At 71.8% G+C, this 23326-nt stretch carries 22 protein-coding genes; 12 read left to right on the top strand and 10 right to left on the bottom strand.

All coding sequences use genetic code 11. The annotated features are described in order from the left end of the window. Nucleotides 1-98 precede the first annotated feature (98 nt). Nucleotides 99-419, bottom strand: a complete 321-nt coding sequence (locus ACZ601_RS08385; protein ID WP_440578997.1) for a heavy-metal-associated domain-containing protein — start codon at nt 417-419, stop codon at nt 99-101. A 139-nt stretch (nt 420-558) separates the two neighbouring features. Then, nucleotides 559-756 (bottom strand): helix-turn-helix transcriptional regulator, encoded by a 198-nt coding sequence (locus ACZ601_RS08380; RefSeq protein ID WP_440578998.1) that lies wholly within the window; start codon nt 754-756, stop codon nt 559-561. Between the two features lie 314 nt (nt 757-1070). Here ACZ601_RS08380 and ACZ601_RS08375 point away from each other — a divergent pair, with 314 nt between their 5' ends. Together ACZ601_RS08375 and ACZ601_RS08370 are read left to right on the top strand one after the other, a co-directional pair. Continuing rightward, nucleotides 1071-1436 carry a hypothetical protein gene (locus ACZ601_RS08375; protein WP_469534603.1) on the top strand — a complete coding sequence of 122 codons (366 nt, stop codon included), beginning with the start codon at nt 1071-1073 and terminating at the stop codon, nt 1434-1436. A gap of 186 nt (nt 1437-1622) precedes the next feature. Then, nucleotides 1623-2429 carry a DUF3626 domain-containing protein gene (locus tag ACZ601_RS08370; RefSeq protein ID WP_469534601.1) on the top strand — a complete coding sequence of 269 codons (807 nt, stop codon included), beginning with the start codon at nt 1623-1625 and terminating at the stop codon, nt 2427-2429. A 24-nt stretch (nt 2430-2453) separates the two neighbouring features. Here the strand turns inward: ACZ601_RS08370 and ACZ601_RS08365 are convergent, their stop codons facing one another. Continuing rightward, nucleotides 2454-3389 (bottom strand): sugar phosphate isomerase/epimerase family protein, encoded by a 936-nt coding sequence (locus ACZ601_RS08365; protein WP_469534599.1) that lies wholly within the window; start codon nt 3387-3389, stop codon nt 2454-2456. 147 nt (nt 3390-3536) lie between these two features. Between ACZ601_RS08365 and iolC the strand changes: the two genes are divergently transcribed. Genes iolC through mmsA form a run of 5 tightly spaced genes read left to right on the top strand, consistent with a single transcriptional unit; the run spans nt 3537 to nt 9779 of the window. Next, nucleotides 3537-4580, top strand: coding sequence for a 5-dehydro-2-deoxygluconokinase (gene iolC, locus ACZ601_RS08360; RefSeq protein WP_469534597.1), 1044 nt, complete (start codon nt 3537-3539; stop codon nt 4578-4580). Continuing rightward, nucleotides 4577-5500 (top strand): Cgl0159 family (beta/alpha)8-fold protein, encoded by a 924-nt coding sequence (locus ACZ601_RS08355; protein ID WP_469534593.1) that lies wholly within the window; start codon nt 4577-4579, stop codon nt 5498-5500. The genes iolC and ACZ601_RS08355 overlap by 4 nt, the downstream gene beginning before the upstream one ends. Next, nucleotides 5497-6393 (top strand): 5-deoxy-glucuronate isomerase, encoded by an 897-nt coding sequence (gene iolB, locus ACZ601_RS08350; RefSeq protein WP_469534590.1) that lies wholly within the window; start codon nt 5497-5499, stop codon nt 6391-6393. Before ACZ601_RS08355 ends, iolB begins: the two co-directional genes overlap by 4 nt. Continuing rightward, a complete protein-coding gene (iolD, locus tag ACZ601_RS08345; RefSeq protein WP_469534588.1) occupies nt 6390-8267 on the top strand; it encodes a 3D-(3,5/4)-trihydroxycyclohexane-1,2-dione acylhydrolase (decyclizing) in 1878 nt (625 codons plus the stop codon). The genes iolB and iolD overlap by 4 nt, the downstream gene beginning before the upstream one ends. A 12-nt stretch (nt 8268-8279) precedes the next feature. Next, nucleotides 8280-9779, top strand: a complete 1500-nt coding sequence (gene mmsA / locus ACZ601_RS08340) for a CoA-acylating methylmalonate-semialdehyde dehydrogenase (RefSeq protein WP_469534586.1) — start codon at nt 8280-8282, stop codon at nt 9777-9779. 99 nt (nt 9780-9878) lie between these two features. On the opposite strand, the gene ACZ601_RS08335 is transcribed toward mmsA, so the two are convergent. After that, entirely contained in the window at nt 9879-10610 is a 732-nt protein-coding gene (locus ACZ601_RS08335) for a VC0807 family protein (protein WP_469534582.1), read from the bottom strand. A 220-nt stretch (nt 10611-10830) separates the two neighbouring features. Between ACZ601_RS08335 and ACZ601_RS08330 the strand changes: the two genes are divergently transcribed. From ACZ601_RS08330 to ACZ601_RS08310, 5 genes are all read left to right on the top strand, one after another. Then, nucleotides 10831-11463 (top strand): DUF4291 domain-containing protein, encoded by a 633-nt coding sequence (locus ACZ601_RS08330; RefSeq protein WP_469534580.1) that lies wholly within the window; start codon nt 10831-10833, stop codon nt 11461-11463. A 24-nt stretch (nt 11464-11487) separates the two neighbouring features. After that, entirely contained in the window at nt 11488-12264 is a 777-nt protein-coding gene (locus ACZ601_RS08325; RefSeq protein ID WP_469534577.1) for an alpha/beta fold hydrolase, read from the top strand. Between the two features lie 132 nt (nt 12265-12396). Continuing rightward, complete coding sequence (locus ACZ601_RS08320) at nt 12397-15057, top strand: alpha/beta fold hydrolase (protein ID WP_469534576.1); 2661 nt, start codon at nt 12397-12399, stop codon at nt 15055-15057. Further along, a complete protein-coding gene (locus ACZ601_RS08315) occupies nt 15054-15932 on the top strand; it encodes an ABC transporter permease (RefSeq protein ID WP_469534574.1) in 879 nt (292 codons plus the stop codon). The genes ACZ601_RS08320 and ACZ601_RS08315 overlap by 4 nt, the downstream gene beginning before the upstream one ends. A 126-nt stretch (nt 15933-16058) precedes the next feature. After that, nucleotides 16059-16616, top strand: a complete 558-nt coding sequence (locus ACZ601_RS08310; protein ID WP_469534572.1) for an anthrone oxygenase family protein — start codon at nt 16059-16061, stop codon at nt 16614-16616. A gap of 12 nt (nt 16617-16628) precedes the next feature. On the opposite strand, the gene ACZ601_RS08305 is transcribed toward ACZ601_RS08310, so the two are convergent. The 6 genes from ACZ601_RS08305 to ACZ601_RS08280 form a co-directional block, all read right to left on the bottom strand. Next, nucleotides 16629-17750: a hypothetical protein gene (locus ACZ601_RS08305; protein WP_469534569.1), complete on the bottom strand. Its 1122-nt coding sequence runs from the start codon at nt 17748-17750 to the stop codon at nt 16629-16631. A gap of 205 nt (nt 17751-17955) precedes the next feature. Next, the gene (locus tag ACZ601_RS08300) at nt 17956-18270 is read right to left on the bottom strand and encodes an L-rhamnose mutarotase (RefSeq protein WP_469534567.1); all 315 of its coding nucleotides are present in this window, start codon (nt 18268-18270) and stop codon (nt 17956-17958) included. A 33-nt stretch (nt 18271-18303) separates the two neighbouring features. After that, nucleotides 18304-19389 (bottom strand): rhamnose ABC transporter substrate-binding protein, encoded by a 1086-nt coding sequence (rhaS, locus tag ACZ601_RS08295; RefSeq protein WP_469534564.1) that lies wholly within the window; start codon nt 19387-19389, stop codon nt 18304-18306. A gap of 40 nt (nt 19390-19429) precedes the next feature. Next, on the bottom strand, nt 19430-20482 hold the full coding sequence (locus tag ACZ601_RS08290; protein ID WP_440574232.1) for an ABC transporter permease: 1053 nt from the start codon (nt 20480-20482) through the stop codon (nt 19430-19432). Next, entirely contained in the window at nt 20466-21521 is a 1056-nt protein-coding gene (locus ACZ601_RS08285) for an ABC transporter permease (RefSeq protein ID WP_469534562.1), read from the bottom strand. The genes ACZ601_RS08290 and ACZ601_RS08285 overlap by 17 nt, the downstream gene beginning before the upstream one ends. Next, entirely contained in the window at nt 21518-23059 is a 1542-nt protein-coding gene (locus ACZ601_RS08280; RefSeq protein ID WP_469534557.1) for a sugar ABC transporter ATP-binding protein, read from the bottom strand. Before ACZ601_RS08280 ends, ACZ601_RS08285 begins: the two co-directional genes overlap by 4 nt. Nucleotides 23060-23326 lie beyond the last annotated feature (267 nt).

Genomic DNA, 23326 nt, shown 5'->3' with positions numbered 1-23326 from the left:
AACGCCGACCGGGCCGTACCCCACCAGTATCTGCTGGTCGGTCCGGCCCGGCGGCGAAGGGGTGATGCGGGTGGCGTGGATCCCGGGGGCTCCGGCGGTCAGGCCTGGCCGGTGAGCTCGTAACCGGCCTCGTCGACGGCGGCGCGTACGGCCTCCTCGTCCAGCGGGGCCCGGGAGGTCACGGTCACCTGGCCGGTGGACGCCACCGCCTTCACCGAGGTGACGCCCTCGATTCCGGAGATCTCCTCCGAGACGGCGCCCTCGCAGTGTCCGCAGGTCATGCCGGTGACCTGGTAGACCGTGGTCACGCCGCCCTGCTTCGCGTCGGCGCTCGCGCCGTCGTGGCAGGAACCACTGGGGGAGCAGCAGGAGCCGGTCGCCTGGCCGTTCGCCTGGGGGAGCTGGGTCTCGGCGGTCATCGTTTTCTCCTCTTCGGGGGGCACATGTGGGTGTGGAGACAGTCGCCCGGGAGGGTTCCGGGAAGGCCGGTGCGCCTCCACACTCACCAGACTATACCCCTAGGGGGTATTAATGCGAGCGGCGCGAGTGCCGGGCAGGTCAGTCGCGGCGGCTCCGGGCGCCGGGGCGGGTGGTGACCCAGGTGCGGATGGTGTCCGCGTACCAGTACGGCTTGCCGTCCTCCACGTGATCCGGTGGCGGAAGGAGACCGCGTTTCCGGTAGGAGCGGACGGTGTCCGGCTGCACCCGGATGTGGGCGGCGATGTCCTTGTAGGACCAGAGCCCTCTGTCCGTCATTCGGTGACACCTCTCTCTGCCGCAGCGGCAGCCCGGGAGCCGTCGGGGGGAGCTGCGGCGCCGACGCCGACGGTCACTCGGGCTGTGTCCGGGTGAACGAGCGCGATCGGGAGCGGGGAGGGGCTGTCGAGCGCCTGTGACGAAAGACCCGCGTAATGGAGATATGTGTGACGAGGGAGTGATCTCCATGACGGAAGGAGCGTAGTGGGACAAAAGTGCCCTGCGCGTCTGTGGGACCGCGCGCCCCGGCCTCCGCAGCTCAGATGTGCCTCAACTGCGGTGATACCGAGACCGACTCCGGGCACGATCGTTCCATGACTGGTTTTGGGAAGCAGAACATGGCCGTACTCGTGCTGCGCGAGGCGGACGACATCACCACCGTGCTCCGACGGGCTCTGGACACCGCACCCGCCGAGGAACGCCCTGGCCTGGAAAGGGCCATGGCCCTCGCCGCCGAGGCCGGTGCGGTTCCGGACGCGGAGCTGCGCGGCCGCTGGGCGCTGCGCAGGATGGCATCGACCGGGTACGAGGGCCCGCCCCGCACCGTGGCCGCGATCAAGGCCTTGCGCACGGCCGAGCGGAGCCTGAGCCTGCTCCAGGCGGTGAACCTGTCGAAGGACGCGGAGGCCGTCGCGACGGAGGCGCAGGACGTCCGGGCCGCGGAGCCGGACGCCACATGAACCGGAGGCAGGGGCGGGCCGCGTAGAGCGAAGGCGGAGGTCGGCCGCGTAAACCGGAGGCAGAGGCCGGCCGTGCTGCGCGAGACTGCGCCCGTGACCGCCGACTCCCCGCCCTCGTACTCAGCCCCCTCCCTCCCCCTCGGCTCCTCTCCGCCGGGCCCGGCGCAGGCGCGTGCCCTGAGTCATGTGGCTTCCCTGTCCTCCGGGCAGCCGCTGGACCGCTCCGTACCGCTCACGCTGAACTTCCACCCGGACCGGATGGCGGGCGGCCGCCCCGTCCTGGCCGCGCTCGCCCAGGACGGCGTCTACTGCTCGCAGTTCGTCACCGGCACCAGCAACGGCGGGCTGACGGCCCATCCGGGCGGTGACCGGTGGCGCTGGGAGAGCCGGATCTTCGGCGGCGCGTACGACAGGGTGCCGGGCGAGCAGCGGCCGGTGTACGGGGCATTGAACTTCCGGCGCCAGGAGACCGGGGCGGCGCCACGGTTCGGCTCGGCGCACTTCAGGCTGACCGCGCAGGCGCTGGAGCGGGCCACCTTCTGTTACCCGGACAGCGCCGCCGAGCCCTCGGACTTCGGCGTCGCAGGCCGGATGAGCCTCATCGCACTCGCGGAGTCCGACAGCCGGGACGCGCTCGACGACTACATCGAGGCGCAGGTGCACGGCCCGGTCCTGCTCGACCGCCATCCGGAGGCGCTGGTCCTCGACCCGAGCTTCCGGGGCACCGCCGTCGAGGAGGCCGCGCGACGGCTGCCCTGCCGTACGGAATGGCACGGCGGGTTCCGCCTCACGGCGGCGGAGCTGCGCCGCCACCCGGACTACCGGGGGCAGGAGTTCGTCGATCTCGGCGTGGAGATCTCCCGGGGCGGGCTGCTCGATCCCCGGATCATCGGGGAGGCCGCCCGCACCGGCCGCTACGCCGCACAATCGCTGAAGAAGGTCTGGCACTGCCTGGCCCGATTCGGCGCCCCGGCCCGCACCGAATCAGCCTGACCGCCTGACGTCCGAAGCGCACCGTCAGGCGTGGCGGACGGCCTGCCCCGGGCCGCCGCAGGAGCGCAGGAACTCCCGGGTGCGGCGGGCGATCGGGAACGGCGCGTCGGGCGGGCACGGGTACATGTCCTGCTCGACGATCGCGAACAGGTCGACGTCCAGCCGGCGGGCGGCGTCCAGCACCGGCGCCAGGGCGGGCACCCCGCCCGGCGGCTCGCACATCACCCCGCGCGCCACGGCGGGACCGAACGGCACCTCGTCCGCCACCACTTCGGCCAGGATCTCCGGGTCGACCTGCTTGAGGTGGAGATAGCCGATCCGTTCACCGTAGGTCTCGATCAGCTTGACGCTGTCGCCGCCGCAGTAGGCGTAGTGCCCGGTGTCGAGGCAGAGCGAGACCAGCGAGGGATCTGTGGCGTCGAGGAAGCGGCTGACGTTCTCCTCGCTGTCGATATGGGTGTCGGCGTGCGGGTGGACGACGATCCGCAGACCGAATCGGTCCCGCACCTCGCGCCCCAGCCGCTCCGTCTGGGTGGTGAGGTCACGCCACTGCTCCGCCGTGAGGGTGCGGTCCTCCAGCACCTCGCCCGTCTTGTCGTCGCGCCAGAACGACGGGATGACCACGAGATGGTCTGCGCCCATCGCCCGGGTGAGCTCCGCGATGTCCGCGACATGCGCCCAGGTCCGTTCCCAGACGCCCGGACCGTGGTGCAATCCGGTGAAAACGGTGCCTGCGGAAACGCTGAGCCCCCGGCTGCGGGTCTCGTCGGTCAGCCGGGCCGGATCGGTCGGGAGATAGCCGTACGGGCCCAGCTCGATCCACTCGTAACCGGCGGTGGAGACCTCGTCGAGGAAGCGCTGCCAGGGCACCTGCTGCGGATCGTCGGGGAACCACACCCCCCAGGAGTCGGGCGCGGAGCCGATACGGATGCGGGCCGGAGGGGGTGCGGAGGTGGTCATGCGCTCCAGCCTCGGCGCCCGGGGAGACGGGTGTCAAGCATTAGTCCGTATGTCCGGACCAATCATTGACAGCATTCGGGGGAGGAGTTAGACCGGGGGCGACAGTTGCGTCCGCCAGCTGCCGCACGGGTCGTCGAAGGGACACAGATGCCTGAGCCGTACGACGTGATCACGATGGGCCGGATCGGAGTGGACCTCTACCCCCTCCAGACGGGCCTGCCGCTGGCCGAGGTGGACGCCTTCGGGAAGTTCCTCGGCGGTTCGCCCACCAACGTCGCCGTCGCGGCGGCCCGACTGGGCAGGCGCAGTGCGGTGGTGACCCGGACGGGGCGGGACGCGTTCGGGGAGTACCTCCACCAGCAGCTCAGGGAGTTCGGGGTGGACGACCGATGGGTGACGCCCGTCGACGCGTACCCGACCCCGGTCACCTTCTGCGAGATCTTCCCGCCCGACGACTTCCCGCTCTACTTCTACCGCCTGCCCAAGGCCCCGGACCTGGAGATCCACCCCTCGGAACTGGACCTGGAGGCCGTCGCGTCCGCCCGGGTCTTCTGGATGACCGGCACCGGACTCTGCGCCGAACCCAGCTGCTCCGCGACGCTCGCCGCGCTGCGGGCCAGGAACCGCTCCGGCATCACGGTCTTCGACCTCGACTGGCGCCCCATGTTCTGGGACACCCCACAGGACCCCGCGCCCGGCGCCCCGCCCAGCGGCTCACCCCACCCCGCCGCCTCCGCCCGCTACCGCGAGGCCCTCGCCCACGCGACCGTCGCCGTGGGCAACCTCGACGAGTGCGAGATCGCGACCGGCGAGCGCGAACCGTACGCCGCCGCGAGCGCCCTGCTCGCCGCCGGGGTCGAGCTGGCCGTCGTGAAGCAGGGCCCCGGCGGCGTCCTCGCGGTCCACCGCGACGGCACGGTGGCCGACGTGCCGCCGCTTCCGGTCGAGGTGGTCAACGGCCTGGGCGCCGGGGACGCGTTCGGCGGCGCGCTCGGCCACGGCCTGCTCGCCGGCTGGGACACCGCCCGCATCATGCGGTACGCCAACGCGGCGGGCGCCATCGTCGCCTCCAGACTCGCCTGCTCCTCCGCGATGCCGTTCCCGCACGAGGTCGAGGCGGCCCTCGCCGCAGGTTCCGTGACGGCGGCGAACCCGAGCCCCGCCCCCACCGGATCCGGAGCGGCGTCATGACCGCCCCGGCCGCCTCCGTCTCCGACCTCGTCCACCTGCGCATGCACCACCCGGAGGCCGTCGCGGAGGCCGCCGCGCGGCGGCGCAGGCGGCCGCTCGTCGGCAGCGACGGGCGGCTGATGATCATCGCCGCCGACCATCCGGCCAGAGGCTCGCTCGCCGTCGGAGAGCGGGAACTCGCCATGGCCAACCGGTTCGAACTGCTGGACCGGCTCTGCCTGGCGCTCTCCAGACCCGGCGTCGACGGCGTCCTCGCCACCGCCGACATCCTCGATGACCTGCTGCTCCTGGGCGCGCTGGAGGACAAGGTCGTCATCGGCTCGATGAACCGGGGCGGCCTGGCCGGTGCCACCTTCGAGCTGGACGACCGGTTCACCGGGCACCGCCCGGAAGACCTCGCCCGGCTCGGCTTCGACGCGGGCAAGCTCCTGCTGCGGATCGACTACGACGACCCCGGCTCCCTCGACACGATGCACACCACCGCCCGCGCGATCGACGCCATGGCCGCGTACCGGCTGCCGGTCTTCGTCGAACCGTTCCTCTGCCGCCGCACCGGCGGCAAGGTCCGCAACGACCTGAGCGCCGCCGCCGTGAGCACCTCCATCGCCATCGCCTCCGGGCTCGCCGGCACCTCCGCATACACCTGGCTCAAGGTCCCGGTCACCGAGAAGCCCGAGGACATGGCGCGGGTCATGGAGAGCTCCACGCTGCCCGCCGTGCTGCTCGGCGGCGAGGTGGGCGAGGACCAGGACGGCGCGTACGAGAGGTGGCGCACCGCGCTGCGGCTGCCGACCGTCCGGGGTCTGGTGGTGGGACGGTCGCTGCTCTACCCGTCGGACGGGGACGTGGGCGCCGCGGTCGACACGGCCGTATCGCTGCTCCGACCAGGCACGACGGAAACGGGTAGGGAAAGGGAATGACCAAGCACGGAGCACCGAGGCACCACCTGCCCGCCGGGAGCGCGGCGCACGGACCCTACGCCCTGGACATCAGCCCCGAGCAGGCCGGCTGGGAGTGGTCGAGCCTGCGCGTGGTGGAGCTCGAACCGGGAGGTGTTCACACACTTGTCACCGGAGAGAGTGAGTGGATCGTGCTGCCGTTGACGGGTGCCTGTACGGTGCACGTCTCAGATGAGATCTTTGAACTGCTGGGCCGGAAAAGCGTGTTCAGCGGGGTATCCGACTTCGCGTACGTACCGCGTGACGCCCACGCACAGATCGCCTCCGGCGCAGGGGGCCGCTTCGCCCTGGCAGGAGCGAAGTGCGAGCGACGACTCCCCGCTCGCTACGGTCCCGCGCCGGAGGTACCCGTCGAGCTGCGCGGCTCCGGCACCTGCTCCCGGCAGGTCAACAACTTCGCCGCCGCCGACACCTTCGACTGCGACCGGCTGATCGCGGTCGAGGTCCTCACCCCGGGCGGCAACTGGTCCTCCTACCCGCCGCACAAGCACGACGAGGACCGCCCCGGCGAGGAGTGCGTGCTCGAAGAGATCTACTACTTCGAGGTGGCGGACGACGGCCTCGGCTACCACCGGGTGTCCCCGTCCCGGCCCGGCGGTACGGACGTGCTGGCCGAGGTCCGCAGCGGCGACGCGGTCCTGATCCCGGACGGCTGGCACGGCCCGTCCATCGCCGCGCCCGGCCGCACGCTGTACTACCTGAACGTGATGGCGGGCCCCGGCGACGAGCGGCAGTGGCTGATCCGCGACCACCCGGAGCACGGCTGGATCCGCGACACCTGGCCGTCCGAGTCCATGGACCCCAGGCTCCCGTTCTACGGACCGGAGGACCACACACCGGAGGACCACACATGAGCACCCGTCGCCTCACCACCGCCCAGGCGCTGGTGGACTTCCTCGCCGTGCAGTACACCGAACGCGACGGCGTGCACCACCGGCTGATCGGCGCCACCTGGGGGATCTTCGGCCACGGCAACGTCGCGGGCGTCGGCCAGGCGCTCCTGGAGGCCGGGGACGCCATGCCCTACCTCCAGGGCCGCAACGAGCAGGCCATGGTGCACGCCGCCGTCGGATACGCCCGGCGGTCCGGCCGGCTCTCCGCGCACGCCGTCACCACCTCCATCGGTCCGGGCGCCACCAACCTCGTCACCGGGGCGGCCCTCGCCACCATCAACCACCTCCCGGTCCTGCTGCTGCCCGGCGACACCTTCGCGACCCGCCCTGCGGAGCCCGTGCTCCAGCAGCTGGAGGTCCCCGGCCAGGGCGACATCTCGGTCAACGACTGCCTGCGCCCCGTCTCCCGCTACTTCGACCGGATCAACCGCCCCGAGGCGCTGATCCCGGCCGCGCTCCGGGCCGTGCGGGTCCTCACGGACCCGGCGGAGACCGGCGCCGTCACCCTCGCGCTGCCGCAGGACGTCCAGGCCGAGGCGTACGACTGGCCGGAGGAGTTCTTCGCGGCCCGCGTCTGGCACGTACGCAGACCGGCTCCCGACCCGCAGGAGCTCGACCGGGCGGCAGCGGCGGTGCGGGCCGCCCGCCGGCCACTGGTCGTGGCGGGCGGCGGGGTCCACCACAGCGCTGCGGAGGAGGCCCTGGCCGCGTTCGCAGCCGCCACCGCGATCCCCGTCGCCACCACCCAGGCGGGCAAGGGCTCCCTGCGCCACGACCACCCCGCGGACGTCGGCGGCATCGGCCACACCGGCACCGCGACCGCCGACGAACTGGCGCGCACCGCCGACCTGGTGATCGGGGTAGGCACCCGCTACTCCGACTTCACCACCGCGTCCGCGACCCTCTTCGCCCACCCGGACGTCCGCTTCCTCAACCTCAACATCACCGGCTTCGACGCCCACAAGCTCGGCGCGCTCCCGCTCGTCGCCGACGCCCGCACCGCACTCGAAGCACTCACCGGGATGCTGGCGGACGAGCACCGCGTGGACCCCGCGTACGAGCACGAGTACGCCGAAGCCAAGGCGGCCTGGGAGAAGCGCGTCGACGCCGCCTACGCCACCCCCGACCCGTCCGCCCGCCCCACCCAGGCCCAGGTCCTCGGCCTCCTGGACGAACTGGTCACCGACGACGACATCCTGATCAACGCGGCCGGTTCGCTCCCCGGTGACCTGCACAAACTCTGGCGGACCAGGTCACCGCACCAGTACCACGTCGAGTACGGCTACTCCTGCATGGGCTACGAGATCCCCGCGGCGATCGGCGTCCAGCTGGCCGCCCCCGGCTCCCCGGTCTGGGCGCTCGTCGGGGACGGCACGTACCTCATGAACCCCACCGAGATCGTCACCGCCGTCCAGCAGGAGCTGCCCGTCAAGCTGGTCGTACTCCAGAACCACGGGTACGCGTCGATCGGCGGCCTCTCCGAGTCCGTCGGCGCCGAACGCTTCGGCACCGCCTACCGCCACCGCGCCGCCGACGGCGGCTTCACCGGCCCGCCGCTCCCCGTCGACCTCGCGGCGAACGCGGCCTCGCTCGGGATGCGGGTGCTGCGGGCCGGCACCGTCGGTGAACTGCGGGAAGCCCTCGCGGTGGCGCGGGCGCAGGACCGTCCCACTTGTGTCTACGTCGAGACCGAAACGGCAGACACAGTGTCGGGGCCCCCTCCGGCACAGGCGTGGTGGGATGTTCCCGTGGCCGGGACGGCCACTCGCCCGTCGGCGGCAAGAGCCCGGGAAGAGTACGAACGTCACGTCACCGACCGACGCAGCCACCTCTGAAGGAGTCACAGAATGAAGACCGTCAACCACTGGATCGGTGGCAAGACCGTCGAGGGCGCGTCGGGCAACTACGGACCGGTCACCGACCCGGCCACCGGAGCCGTCACCACCCAGGTCGCGCTGGCCTCCCCGGACGAGGTCGATGCCGCGGTGGCCGCCGCGAAGGACGCGTACGCCACGTGGGGCACGTCCTCGCTGTCCGCCCGCACCGCGGTCCTGTTCCGCTACCGCGCGCTGCTGGACGCCCACCGGGACGAGATCGCCGCGCTGATCACCGCGGAGCACGGCAAGGTGCACTCCGACGCGCTGGGCGAGGTGGCCCGCGGACTGGAGATCGTCGAGCTGGCCTGCGGTATCACCACGCAGCTCAAGGGCGAGCTGTCGACGCAGGTGTCCACCCGGGTCGACGTCTCCTCGATCCGCCAGTCGATCGGTGTCGTCGCGGGCATCACGCCGTTCAACTTCCCGGCCATGGTGCCGATGTGGATGTTCCCGCTCGCCATCGCCTGCGGCAACACCTTCGTGCTCAAGCCCAGCGAGAAGGACCCGTCGGCCGCCAACCTCCTCGCCGAGCTGGCCTCGGAGGCCGGTCTGCCGGACGGCGTCCTGAACGTCCTGCACGGTGACAAGGTCGCCGTCGACGGCCTGCTGAACCACCCGGACGTCTCCGTCGTCTCGTTCGTCGGGTCCACCCCGATCGCCCGCTACATCCACGCCACGGCCTCCGCCAACGGCAAGCGCGTCCAGGCGCTCGGCGGTGCGAAGAACCACATGCTGGTGCTGCCCGACGCGGACCTCGACGCCGCCGCCGACGCCGCCGTCTCCGCCGCGTACGGCTCGGCCGGTGAGCGCTGCATGGCGATCTCCGCCGTCGTCGCCGTCGGCGCGGTCGCGGACGACCTCGTCGCCCGGATCAAGGACCGCGCAGAGAAGATCAAGATCGGCCCCGGCAACGACCCGGCGTCCGAGATGGGCCCGCTGATCACCGCCGCCCACCGCGACAAGGTCGCCTCCTACGTGACCGGCGCGGCCGCCCAGGGCGCCGATGTCGTCCTGGACGGCACCGGCCACACGGTCGAGGGCTTCGAGGACGGCCACTGGATCGGCCTCTCCCTCCTCGACAACGTCTCCACCGACTCGGACGCCTACCGGGACGAGATCTTCGGCCCGGTCCTGTGCGTGCTGCGCGTCGACACGTACGAGGAGGGCGTCGCGCTGATGAACGCCTCGCCGTACGGCAACGGCACCGCGATCTTCACCCGCGACGGCGGCGCCGCCCGCCGCTTCCAGCTGGAGATCGAGGCGGGCATGGTCGGCATCAACGTCCCGATCCCGGTCCCGGTGGGCTACCACTCCTTCGGTGGCTGGAAGGACTCGCTCTTCGGCGACCACCACATCTACGGCAACGACGGCGTGCACTTCTACACCCGGGGCAAGGTCACCACCACCCGCTGGCCGGACCCGGCCGACGCCCCGGCCGGCGTCGACCTGGGCTTCCCCAGCAACCACTGACGGCGCCCGCCCGACCCGCACCCACCTGACCCGCAACCCGCACGCAACCGCAGGGCCGCTCCCCCGGGAGGCGGCCCTGCGGTGGTTCCTGAGCGGCCCTCAGCGCCCCGCGCCGACCGCCTTCCCGGCCTCCTCGGCCTCTTCGATCAGTCGCTCCATCGGAACGACCGCCGTCCGCCCCGAGACGACGAACGCGACCAGCATCGCGGCGATCAGGACCACCTGGCCGCCCCACACCATCGTCTCGACCGGCACGGTGTACGCCCCCACGGCCCGCACCGCGCACTCGCCCAGCAGCGCCACACCCCACACCACGGAGAACCGCGCCTCCGCCCGCCGGAACGCGTCGTCCGAGCCGGTGGAAAGCCGCTCCCAGGCAGCGGACTTGGCCGCCTCGCCCCGGGTCAGCCACGGCCGCAGCCCGGCCGACATCATCGGCCGCCCCCGCAGCGCGGACACCAGGACCACCAGACCGATCGTGCTGCTCACCCCGCTGTCCTTGAGCAGCATCAGCCGGGGGTCACCCGCCACCAGGCTCAGCAGCAGCCCGACCGCGTTGACCGCCACCATCAGCGCCGCGAGGGCGTTGAGCCGCCGCTCCCGCGCCACCCCCCACACCGTCCGCACCGCCGGCACCACACTGCTCCAGGCCAGCGCCCCGAACGTGCCCAGGCCCGCCGCCTTCAGCACGTAGTACGAGACGAGCGGCACCGCCACATCCACGAGCAGCGGCGCCAGGCTCTCCAGCATCGCCTTGCGCGGCGAGAACGCGACAGCGCCGGAGCGGACGTCGGCAGCGGGTGCGGCGACGATGACGGCCGGGCTGCTCATGGGGGTTCCTCCCGTATCGGCGGCGCCCTCGCGGCCTCCGCTCCGATACGTACAGACTGGCGTCCGGGACCGGGTACGCGGCAGAGCCGGGAGTACTGACCTCCGTATGACGAATGTCAGTGTCCGTGGATGACACGGTCGCGGGAGGGCGGTCCGGCGACGCCTCCGGTCACCGGAAAATCCGTTCGCCCCGCTCGCGCCACCGTGTTGGGATGTCCGGATGACCCGACCGGCCGAACCGACCCCGCAGCAGCACGAGATACGCGCGCTCCACACCAAGACCACCCTCACCGTCTACCAGGCGTACGCCCCGTCCCTCGGCCTCCCCGCCGCCCGCGACGGCCGCTTCCCGCCGGCCTGGAAACGGGACCGCATGACGTGGATAAAGCCCAGCTTCCTGTGGATGATGTACCGCTGCGGCTGGGCCTTGAAGGAGGGTCAGGAGACGGTACTCGCGCTCGAGATCACCCGCGAGGGCTTCGACTGGGCGCTCGCGAACGCCGAACTCTCCCACTACGAACGGGGCGTGCACCCCGATCGCGCGAGCTGGCAGCGCACCCTGCGCCGCGCACCGGCACGCGTCCAGTGGGACCCGGAGCGCGATCTGCACCTGAACCGGCTCCCGTACCGCTCCCTCCAGCTCGGTCTCTCGGGTGAGGCGGCGCGGCGATACGCGGACGAGTGGGCGGTGTCCGTCCGCGATGTGACCCCGCTGGCCCGTGAGATCCATGCGCTGGTGCGGGCGGGCCGGGACGACGAGGCGGCCCGGCTGCTGCCGGCGGAGACGCCGTACACCGCTGCCGGGCGAGTGCCCCCGGCTACGGTGGCCGCTCCGATCCAGACCATCCACTGATCTCGATGTGAACGGGGGCAGACAGTGCGCAACGCCGTTGTGACGCCCGAAGGTGACCGGATTCGCTGGGTCGAGCTGCCGGGGCGGGAACCGGTCCGCGTCTATGTGCACGGGCTGGGTGCCAGTTCCCCCGCCTACTTCACGGAGACAGCCGTCCATCCGCTGCTGGCCGGCCGCCGTTCCCTGCTGATCGACCTGCTGGGCCACGGCATCAGCGACCGGCCGACCGGCTTCGACTACACGCTGGAATCACATGCCGACGCGCTGGCCGGGGCCCTGACCGACGCGGGTGTCACCGGCGCGGAGCTGATCGCGCACAGCATGGGCGGCTCCGTGGCCATCGTCCTGGCCGTCCGGCACCCGCGGCTGGTCTCCCGGCTGGTCCTGGTCGACGCCAATCTCGACCCGACCCCGCCCACCCGTCTCTCCGGAGGCAGCGGTGACATCGCCTCCTACTCCGAGCAGGAGTTCCTGGCGGGCGGATGGGAGGAGATCCGCGACCGGGCCGGCGCCCACTGGTGGTCCACGATGCGGCTGGCCGGCCGCGAGGCCCTGTACCGCAGCGCGGTCCACCTCGCCCGGGGCACGGTCCCCACGATGCGTGAGCTCCTGGTGGGGCTGACGATTCCCCGTACCTTCCTGCTGCCGGCCGGCGACCCGCTCCCGGGCGCCGACGCGCTCACCGCCGCCGGGGTGTCCGTGGTCGCGATCCCGGACTGCGGACACAACATCATGCTCGACAACCCGGAGGCCTTCGCGAGCGCCACCGCAGAGGCGCTCACGGACCGGGGCCGGGTCTGACCGGGGGCGGGCGCGTTCGCCGCCCGTACCGCGAGCGCAGTACGCCGGGGGAGCGCCGTACGCCCTGAGGAGGCCGGGCGCCTCCCCCTGGTGGCTGCCCGGACGCGGTCGCGGCCCGCATAGGCTCGACGCATGGAGATCCCTCACGCCCGTACGTCCCGGTGGCGACGCCTGCTGCCCCGTGCCAGAGGCCGGTGGGCGGCCGGCATCGCCGCACTCGTCGTGCTGGCCGGTGCGGGCACCTGGACCGCCGTGGCCGACGACAGCGCGCCCGCCGTGCACCGCCAGGACCGGATGATGAGCGTCGACGGGGTGTCCCTCGACACCTCGTACTTCACCACCGGGGGCTCGGAGCGCAGGCCCGCCGTGCTCATCGGCCACGGCTACGGCCGCACCAAGGACAACTCCCGGTCCCAGGCGCAGCAGCTGGCCCGCGACGGATACGCCGTGCTGACCTGGTCCGCCCGGGGCTTCGGCAAGTCCGGCGGGAAGACCTCCCTCAACGCACCCGACGCGGAGGTGAAGGACGTCTCCCGGCTGATCGACTGGCTGGCCCAACAGCCAGAGGTACGGCTCGACGCCTCCGGCGACCCCAGGGTCGGGGTCACGGGCGCCTCCTACGGCGGGGCGATCTCGCTGATGGCCGCCGGGTACGACCGGCGGGTCGATGCCATCGCCCCGGAGATGACGTACTGGAACCTCGCGGACGCGCTGTTCCCCGACGGGGTCTTCAAGAAGCTCTGGGCCGGGATCTTCCTGACCACCGGCGGCGGCTGCGACAACCTCGACAAGCAGCTCTGCGAGATGTACCAGCGGGTCGCCGTCAGCGGGAAGCCGGACGCCGCCGCCCGCGCGCTGCTCACCGAGCGGTCACCGAGCGCCGTGGCCGACCGCATCAAGGTGCCCGCGCTGATCATGCAGGGACAGGCCGACTCGCTCTTCCCGCTCGGCGAGGCCGACGCCATGGCGAAGGCCATCAAGGCGAACGGCGCGCCCGTCTCCGTCGACTGGGTGGCCGGCGGCCACGACGGCGGCGACAAGGAGTCCCACCGGGTACGGCAACGGGTCACCAGCTGGTTCGACCGCTACCTCAAGGACGACAAGGGCACCGACACCGGACCGGCGTTCCGCGTCACCCGGACCGGGGGCATCGACTCCACCGACGGCGCCGCCCTCACCCGGGGCGCGAGCGGCGACAGCTACCCCGGGCTGCACAACGGCGGCGAACCCGTCGAACTGCACGGCGGGACCCAGACGTTCAACAACCCGGCCGGAGCCTCCCCGCCCGCCATCTCCGCCGTTCCCGGCCTCGGCGGCGGCCTCGCCCAGCTGTCCAACTTCGGCGGGGGGCTCTCCGTCGACTTCCCCGGACAGAACGCCCGCTTCGAATCCGCCCCGCTGAAGACCGCGCGCCGCGTCACCGGCTCACCGACCGTCCGCGTGAACGTGAAGGCGGGCAAGGGCGACGCGGTGCTGTTCGGCAAGGTGTATGACGTATCGCCGGACGGCAAGCAGCAGTCGCTGCCCTCCCAGCTCGTCACCCCCTACCGGATCACCCCGGACCAGCAGGGCAAGCCCCTCACGCTGAACCTGCCCGCCGTCGACCACGAATTCGACTCCGGACACCGGCTGCGGCTCGTACTGGCCGCCACCGACCTCGGCTACGCCTCCCCGGCCACGCCGACCACGTACACCGTCTCCCTCGACAGCCCGCTCACCATCCCCACCGTGCCCGGCCTCACGACCGCCGCCGCCGGGCTGCCCCGGTGGACCTGGGCGCTCCCGGCCGCCGCCGTACTGATCGCCGCCGCCCTGCTGCTCACCACGCGGCGCCGGACCAGCACCCCCGCCCCGGACCCCGCGCTCACCGACGTACCGCTCCAGATCACCGGCCTGTCGAAGAAGTACGCCAGGTCCGCCGACCGGTACGCCGTCCGCGAGCTGTCCTTCCGCGTCGAGAAGGGCCAGGTGCTCGGGCTCCTCGGCCCCAACGGCGCGGGCAAGACCACCACGCTGCGCATGCTGATGGGGCTCATCACCCCCGACGACGGAGAGATCCGGGTCTTCGGGCGGGCCATCAGGCCCGGGGCTCCCGTCCTGTCCCGGGTCGGGGCCTTCGTGGAGGGGGCCGGATTCCTGCCGCACCTGTCCGGGCGCGCCAACCTGGAGCTGTACTGGCAGGCCACCGGACGCCCCGCCGCCGACTCCCGCATCGAAGAGGCCCTGGAGATCGCCGGGCTCGGTGACGCACTGGCCCGCGCGGTCCGCACGTACTCGCAGGGCATGCGGCAGCGGCTCGCCATCGCCCAGGCCATGCTGGGCATGCCGGACCTCCTCATCCTGGACGAGCCGACCAACGGGCTCGACCCGCCCCAGATCCGCGAGATGCGGGACGTGATGATCCGGTACGCGGCCGGCGGCCGGACCGTCATCGTCTCCAGCCACCTGCTGTCCGAGGTCGAACAGTCCTGCACCCACCTGGTGGTCATGGACCGGGGCCGGCTCGTCCAGGCGGGCCCGGTCGCCGAGATCACCGGCTCCGGCGACATGCTGCTCGTCAGCACGGCGGACCGGCTCACCGAACCCCTGGTGGAGAAGATCGCCGCCCTCCCGGGCCTCGGCTCCGCCGTCCGCACGGACGACGGACACGGGCTCCTGGTCCGGCTCGACGGGGCGACGTCCTCGCAGCTGATCGCGGAACTGGTCCGCCTCGACGTCCCGTTGACCGGTGTCGGCCCGCACCGCCGCCTGGAGGACGCGTTCCTCACCCTGATCTCCGGAGGCTCCGCATGAGTACCGCAGCCGAAGTCACCGAAGCACCGGAAGCGCCCGGATACCGCGCCCGGCACACCCTCCCGCTGCGGGTGGAGGCCGCCCGGCAGCTGCGCAGGCGGCGCACCCTGCTGATGGGCGGAGTGCTGGCCGCCCTGCCGTTCATCCTGATCATCGCGTTCGCGATCGGCGGCACCCCGGACGGCGGGCCCGGCGGCGGCAGCCGGCTCACCCTGATGGACACCGCGACCCAGTCCGCCGCGAACTTCGCCGCGACCTGCCTGTTCGTCTCGGCCGGCTTCCTGCTCGTGGTCCCGGTCGCGCTGTTCTGCGGCGACACCGTTGCCTCGGAAGCCAGTTGGTCCTCGCTGCGCTATCTGCTGGCGGCGCCCGTGCCCCGGGCCAGGCTGCTGTGGAGCAAGCTCGTCGTGGCGCTCGGCTTCAGCCTGGCCGCGATGGTGCTGCTGCCGCTCGTCGCGCTGGCCGCCGGAGCCGCCGCGTACGGCTGGGGGCCGCTCGAACTGCCCACCGGGGGCGCGCTCGCGACCGGGGACACCGTGCCCCGGCTCGCGCTCGTCGTCGCGTTCATCTTCGTCTCCCAACTCGTCACCGCCGGGCTGGCGTTCTGGCTGTCGACCAGGACGGACGCCCCGCTGGGCGCGGTCGGCGGCGCGGTCGGGCTGACCATCGTCGGCAATGTGCTGGACGCCGTCACCGCGCTCGGCTCCTGGCGCGACTTCCTGCCCGCGCACTGGCAGTTCGCCTGGGCGGACGCGCTCCAGCCCGAGCTGGAGTGGGGCGGCATGGTGAAGGGCGCCTCGGTCTCGGTGGCGTACGCCCTGGTCCTGTTCGCGCTCGCCTTCCGCGGGTTCAGCCGTAAGGACATCGTGTCCTGAACCCCGGGGCTCCGCTGAACTCCCTTTCGACGTAGCCGCATCGGGGCCGGACCCGGCGGAGCAGCCCGGTCGCACGGGCATGCGAATTCCAGCTGTGCGGCCGGGGTCGCTGCGCCATGATGAGCCATGGCCTCCTTGTTCCTCGCCCTCGCCGTGACCACGACCGGCCTGTACGCGGGATTCCTGCTGACGTTCCTGGTCGTCGTCATGCCCGGCCTCGCGGTCCTGCCGGACGACGGGTTCACGGCCGCGATGCGCCGCTTCAACGAGAAGGTCCCCGGACCCGGGTTCCTGATCGTCTTCCTCGGCGTGATCGTCTTTCCCGCCGTCGTGCTCGTCGCCGGTACCCACGACTGGGAATGGCCGCTGGTGGCCGCGGCGCTGGGCTGCTCCGTGGTCTCCCACGTGGTGACGATCGCGGGCAACATCCCGCTCAACAAGGCGCTCGCCGAGGCGGAATCGGTATCCGGCCCGGTTTCGGAACCGACGGCCGTGCCGGTCCCCGCCCCGTCCCCGGCGGTACCGGCCGGGGACGGCGGGGAGAGCGGCGGCAGGAGCGGGGCCCCGGACGGCGGTGACAGCGCGGCCCGTACCGCCTTCGAGACCCGCTGGAACACCCTCCACCAGATCCGGACGGCGCTCTCGCTCGCCGCCTTCGTCCTGCTGATCTTCGCGGCGAACTAGCGTCTACAGCTCTTAGGCCCTTCGCGAGAGGGGCCGGCTCCGGGGAGCCCAGCCCGGACCCGGCCGGTCGGCGAGCCGCCGGGTGTAGCCGTACACCCCGCGGACGCCGGTGAAGGCGCCGACCAGGGCCAGGCACCAGGACAACACGTCCGGCCCCACGCCGCGTTCGGCCAGGACCAGGGCGAGGAGGGTCGCCGCGGCCATGGCCAGCGCGTATCCGTGCACGTCGGGGCGGTAGAGGGAGGCGCGCGGAGCACGGCGCACGCTTCGGGGTGCCGTGGGGTGGGAGTGCTCCGGCGCATACGCCGCTTCCGCGACGTGGCGGTCGGTGGACCCCCAGACCACGTAGCCGTCATCGGTGACCAGCGCGGCGCCCATCTGCTCCACCGGATCGCCCCAGGAGCCACCGGCCGCCGCCCAGCACAGCCAGCCCTCCCGGCCCTCCAGCACAGCGGCCGACTCCAGGTCCAGCCACGGGAAGTGCGCGCTCTCCTCCTGCGCGGTCCGCAGCGCGATCTGCCGGTCCTCCGCCACCACCATCAGCCGGCGCGACGCACTCCAGCGTCCGTCGCCCTCACCGACCCACACGGCCGGCCCCACCCGCACCCGGCGGGCCGCGACTTCCCCGGCGGCGGCGTCCCGGCGCAGCTCGGCCGGGCCGGAGTGGGCTGAGCCGCCGAGGAGGCCGCTCAGCCAACCGCGCAGCAGGAACAGCGAGATCAGCGCGGCGACGGCGATCAGCAGCGGCATCACCGGCTTCAGCGGCCCGGCGTGGGCGCCGATCGTGCGCACCACGACGAGTGGGAGCACGGCCATGAACAGCGAGGGCATGAGCGTCGCCCGGGTCGCCCGGCGGCGGGGCAGCCGCGCGGGGACCGGGACGAAGCCGGTGCCGTGCGGCGGCGACGGGGCGGTCAGGGGCGGGGCAAGCGCCGCGCCGGCCCACCACAGGACGGTCAGCAGGGCGGTCAGGACCGCGTAGACGACCGAACTGTCGCCCAGCAGCGGGTCGTCCGGGGCCGGGAAGAGCAGGTTCAGTGCCATGACGGTCCCCGTCACCAGGGCCGCGGTGCCGGTGACGCGGCACCACCAGGTCGCTCGTCCCAGCCGTACCGGCTTGTCTCCGCGTGCCACGGTTCCCCCTTCGGGCCCTTGGGCCCGGTGATGCGTACCGCCCCGTGGCGGCGTTCCCGGAATCGATTCGCCCGGATCCTATGCCGAGTTCCGTCATGGGTGAACAAAATTCCGAAGGGTGATGGTACGGACATCGGTGACCGGGCTTGTCCGGACAGCCGGCGGGCCCGGATCCCCTGGGGGAATCCGGGCCCGCCGCGGTGTCTCACGCCAGGTGGAAGACCTCGACGAGCGGCACCATCGCGTCGTCCGCCGACTCCGGCTGTACGAAGAAGTCCGCCATGTCCCGCTGCCACCGCTCGTTCACCCCGGTGGCGGCCATGGCCTCGCGCGCCGCGTCGAAGTCCTCCGTCTCCAGATAGCCGACGAGCAGCCCGTCCTCGCGCAGGAAGAGCGAGTAGTTGTGCCAGCCCGCCTCTGACAGCGCGGCGAGCATGTCCGGCCAGACCGCGGCATGGCGTGCGCGGTACTCCTCGACGCGGTCCTCGCGTACGTTCAGCAGAAAGCAGACACGCTGCATGAGAAGGCCTCCCCGTGCCGGTTGAGCCGACGCTCAGAAGTCGAACTTGTCGATGTTCTTCTTGTCGAAGACGGTCGGCTTGCCGAGGATGACCTCGCCGTCCTTGCCGACCGTGTACTCACCGAGCTTGCCCGCCTTGAACTTCTCGCCCTCCGCGCCGGTGATCTGACCGGACGCCAGCGCCGCCGCCGCGTACGAACCGAGGTACCCGAGCTCCTCCGGGTTCCACAGCGAGAACTGCTCGACGGTGTCGTCTTTGACGTACTTGCGCATCTGGTTCGGCGTGCCCAGGCCGTTCAGCACGACCTTGCCCTTGTACGAGGAGTCGCTCAGGTAGCGGGCGGCGGCCGCGATGCCGACCGTGGTGGGCGAGATGATGCCCTTCAGGTCGGGGTAGGCCTGCATCAGGCCCTGGGTCTGCTGGAACGACTTCTGGTCCGCGTCGTCCCCGTACGCCACCTTCACCAGCTTCATGTCCTTGTACTTGGGCAGTTTCAGCTCGTCCTTCATGAACTCGATCCAGGTGTTCTGGTTGGTCGCGTTCTGGGTGGCCGAGAGGATCGCGATCTTGCCCTTGTAGCCGATCTGCTCACCGAGGTGCTGCACCAGGCTGCGGCCGATCTCCTCGGAGCTGGCCTGGTTGATGAAGAGCTGGCGGCACTCCTTCGCGGTGTCGGAGTCGTACGCCACGACCTTGATGTTCTTCTTCATGGCCTGCTTCAGCGGGCCGCACACCGCGTTCGGGTCGTTGGCGGCGACCAGGATCGCGTCCTGGCGCTGCTGGATCAGCGTGTTGATGTAGCTGACCTGCGAGGAGGCGCTGGCGTCGGACGGGCCGACCTCCTTGCCCGTGCCGCCGTACTCCTTGGCCGCCTCGATCCCCGCGTCGTCGACGATCTTCTCGTACGGGTTGTTGATCTGCTTGGGCAGGAAGGCGAGCTTCAGCCCCTTCTTCAGCGCGGCGCCGGGATCGGCCTTCGCCGTGGCCCCGGTCTTCGTGGACTCCTTGTCGGAACTGTCCTTCGTGGTGCCGGAACAGGCGCTGAGGGCGAGGGCGAGCGAGAGCGCGCCGGTGGCGGTGGCGACGGCGCGACGACCGGCGGCGGTGCGGAGCATCATGGCGGCGGGGTGCCTTTCGAGGAGTGCGGGACGGGAAGGGTTACGGGCGGGCGCCGGCGGCGCGCCGGTGCCTTCGTTCGACCACGGCCGCGATGACGCGTGGGGTGAGGACGGAGGCCACGAGCAGCAGACCGGTCACGATGACCTGCACCTCGTTGGCGATGTCGTTGAGGGTCAGCAGGTTCTTCAGGACACCGATGAGCAGCACCCCGGCGACCGCGCCGAACAGCGTGCCCTTTCCGCCGTCGAAGTCGATGCCGCCGAGCAGCACGGAGGCGATGACGAGCATCTCGAAGCCGAGCCCGTTGTCGGCGCGGGCACTTCCGTAGCGGAGGGTGAAGACGATCCCGGCGAAGGCGGAGAACAGCCCGGTGACGACGAAGAGCAGCAGCTTGATCCGCTTGACCCGGATGCCCGCGAAGTACGCGGCCTCCTCCTGCGCCCCGATCGCGAACAGCGAACGCCCCAGGCCGGTCGCGTGCAGCACGATCGCGGTGACAACGGCGAGCACGATGAACAGCAGGACGGGGTACGTGAGGAAGGTGCCGGGCACCGTGGTGGTGTCGACGGCCCAGTCCGCGTACGTCTGCGGGAAGTCCGTCACCGCGTCGCTGCCGAGCGCCACGGAGGCCAGTCCCCGGTAGAGCGCGAGCGTGCCGATCGTGACGGCCAGCGACGGCAGCCCGACCTTGGTGACCAGCCAGCCGTTGAGCAGCCCTCCGGCGACGCCCACGAGCAGCACCACCGGCACGATCGTCTCGAACGCCCACCCCGCGTTCCACAGCGCGCCGGTCAGCGCGCTGCCCAGGCCCAGCATCGAGGCGACCGACAGGTCGACCTGCCCGGCGACCACCAGCAGGGTCATCGGCAGCGCGATGAGGGCGACTTCCACGATGTCGTTGAACGCGAACGCGAGGTTCTCGCCGGAGCCGAAGCCGTCCGTGGTGGCGAGTCCGGCGACGACGACCGCCACCAGCAGCGCCCCGACCGCACTGTCCCAGCGCAGCGCCAGGCCGCGCAGCGAACCCTTCGTCCTGGCGGACCCCTTCGGGGCGGCGGGCACCGCCTTCTCGGTCTCAGGCGCCATTGCCATGCCGGGCGCTCCTCTTCCTCAGTGCGGTGGTCATCCGCAGGTTCACGATTCGGTCGATGCTGATGGCCAGGAGCAGCAGCGCGCCGGTGATGGCGCCCTGCCAGAACGAGTCGACCTTCAGGACCACCAGCACGCTGCCGATGGTGGTGAGCAGCAGGGCGCCGAGCGCGGCGCCCCAGACCGTGCCCGTGCCGCCGGTGATGGCGACGCCGCCGACGACGACGGCGCTCACGACGGTCAGCTCCCAGCCGTGCGCGTTGTCCGCGACGACCGTGCCGAACCTGGCCAGCCACAGCGTCCCGGCGAAACCGGCGACGGCCCCGGAGAAGGCGTACGCGGCCAGGATCCGGCGCCGGATCGGCACCCCGGCGAGCACCGCGGCCTCCGGGCTCGACCCGATCGCGTACAGCTCGCGCCCCGAGCGGTAACTGCGCAGGAAGTACGCCGTCGCCGCGAGCAGCACCACGGTGATCAGCGGCAGGTACGGCACGCCCAGCAGGGATCCGCTGCCGAGGCCGAGGATCTGGTCGGGGACCTCCGCGGCGCCGATCTGGTCGCCCTTGGCCCACCAGTAGTCGACGCCCTGGATGATGTAGAGCATGCCGAGCGTCACGACGAGCGCGGGCACCTTGCCGAAGCTGACGAGCGCGCCGGAGACCAGCCCGCAGACCACCCCGATGGCGATGCCCAGCAGCATCACGGTGAGCACCCCGTGATCGGTACCGGCGACGAACTTGCCGCAGGCGAAGGCGGAGAGCCCGACGACGGAGCCGACCGAGAGGTCGATGTTGCGGGTGATCACGACGGCCGACTGGCCGACCGCGAGCAGCACCAGGATCGAGGAGTTGAGCAGCAGGTCCTTGATGCCCTGGTCGGACAGGAAGCGCGGGTTGGCCAGGTAGGTGCCGAGGATGAGCAGGATCAGTGCCCCGGCGATGGAGATCTCGCGGGCCCGGAAGACGGTGTCCACGAGCGAGGCCGCGCTGCGGGCCGGCGCCTCGGGACCGCTGTCCGGCGGGCTTGCGACGGTGGTGGTCATGCCGCTGTCCTTTCGCCGAGTCCGGTCGCCGCCGCCATGACGGTCTCCTCTGTGGCGTCCGCGCGCGGGAGTTCGGCGGCGAGCCGGCCCTCGTGCATGACGAGCACCCGGTCGGCCATGCCGATCACCTCGGGCAGGTCGGAGGAGATCATCAGCACCGCGAGCCCCTCGGCGGCCAGTGCGGACAGCAGCCGGTGGACCTCGGCCTTGGTGCCGACGTCGATGCCTCGGGTCGGCTCGTCGACGATGAGTACGCTGGGTTCGGTCGCCAGCCACTTGGCCAGCACGACCTTCTGCTGGTTGCCGCCGGACAGGACTCCGGCGGAGTCGGCCAGCCGGTTGTACTTGAGCTGGAGGCGCAGCGCCCAGTCGGCGGCCCGGTCGTGCTCCAGGGCCCGGCTGACCAGCCCGCGGCGGCGGACCCTGCCGAGTCCGGTGAGGCCGATGTTGCGCTCGATCGACATCTCCATGACGAGCCCGCGCTGCCGGCGGTCCTCGGGGACGAGGGCGAGCCCGGCGGCCATCGCGGCGGTGGGCGAACCGGCGCGAAGCACCGTGCCGTTCACCCGTACCTCGCCCGCGTCGGCGCGGTCGACGCCGAAGACGGCCTGCGCCACCTCGGTACGGCCGGCCCCGACGAGCCCGGCCAGTGCGACGATCTCGCCCCGGCGCACCTCGAACGACACGTCGTGGAAGACGCCCTCCCGGGTCAGGCGCCGCACGGAGAGGGCGACTTCCCCTACGGCGGCGTCCTGCTTCGGGTAGAGGTCGTCGAGGTCGCGGCCGACCATGAGCCGTACGAGCCCGTCCTGGGTGAGCCCGTCCAGCGGCTCCGTGGAGATCCACCGGCCGTCCCTGAGGGTGGTGACGCGCTGGCACAGCTCGAAGATCTCGTCCAGCCGGTGCGAGATGAACAGCACGGCCGCACCCTCGGCGCGCAGCGCCCGTACGACCGAGAACAGCCGGGCGGTCTCGCTGCCGGTGAGCGCGGCGGTCGGCTCGTCCATGATCAGGACGCGGGCCTCGAAGGAGAGCGCCTTGGCGATCTCGACGATCTGCTGGTCGGCGATGGACAGCCCGCGGGCCGGCCGGCCGGGGTCCAGATCGACGCCGAGCCTGCGCATCAGTCCGGCGGTCGTGTCGTGCACGGCTCTGCGGTCGATCCGGCCGAGGGAACGCCGGGGCTGGCGGCCCATGAAGATGTTCTCCGCGATCGACAGATCGGGGAAGAGCGTCGGCTCCTGGTAGATGACGGCGATACCGGCATCGCGGGCGGCGGCGGGGCCGTTGAAGACGACGGGCTTCCCGTCGAGCAGTACGACACCGTTGTCAGGGCGGTGCACCCCGGCGAGCGTCTTGATGAGGGTGGACTTCCCCGCGCCGTTCTCCCCGGCGAGTGCGTGCGCCTCACCGGGGAAGAGTTCGAGCGACACGTCTTGCAGGGCCCGTACGGCGCCGAAGGATTTGCGCACCGCCTTCAGCGCCAGCACCGGGGCCGGCTCCGGGGCCGAGTCCGGGCCCTTGGCGGACTTGTTCATGAGGGGCTCCTGAGCGGTGGACCGAACCGGCGGGAGGCCGTAAGGACCCACACGTCGTGAAAGGTTTCAATCGGGCTCCTCGGAAGCTAGACGGGGTTCGCGGGCGTAGTCAATGGGTGGGCAGCGGTAATTTCCTGAGGTTGGAGGGAAGTGTGAAGGGGGATTGGCTGCCGGTGGCCCGCCTGATCGCGGATACGCGGTGACGTTGCGAGGGTGTGGACATCCGGCCCAGTGGTGAATCGATTCACGTATGCAGTCGATGCCAGG

Source organism: Streptomyces sp. NPDC104307, assembly GCF_055584045.1.
The sequence above is the reverse complement of the archived record's forward strand: the minus strand, read 5'-3'. Positions and strand labels throughout refer to the sequence as shown.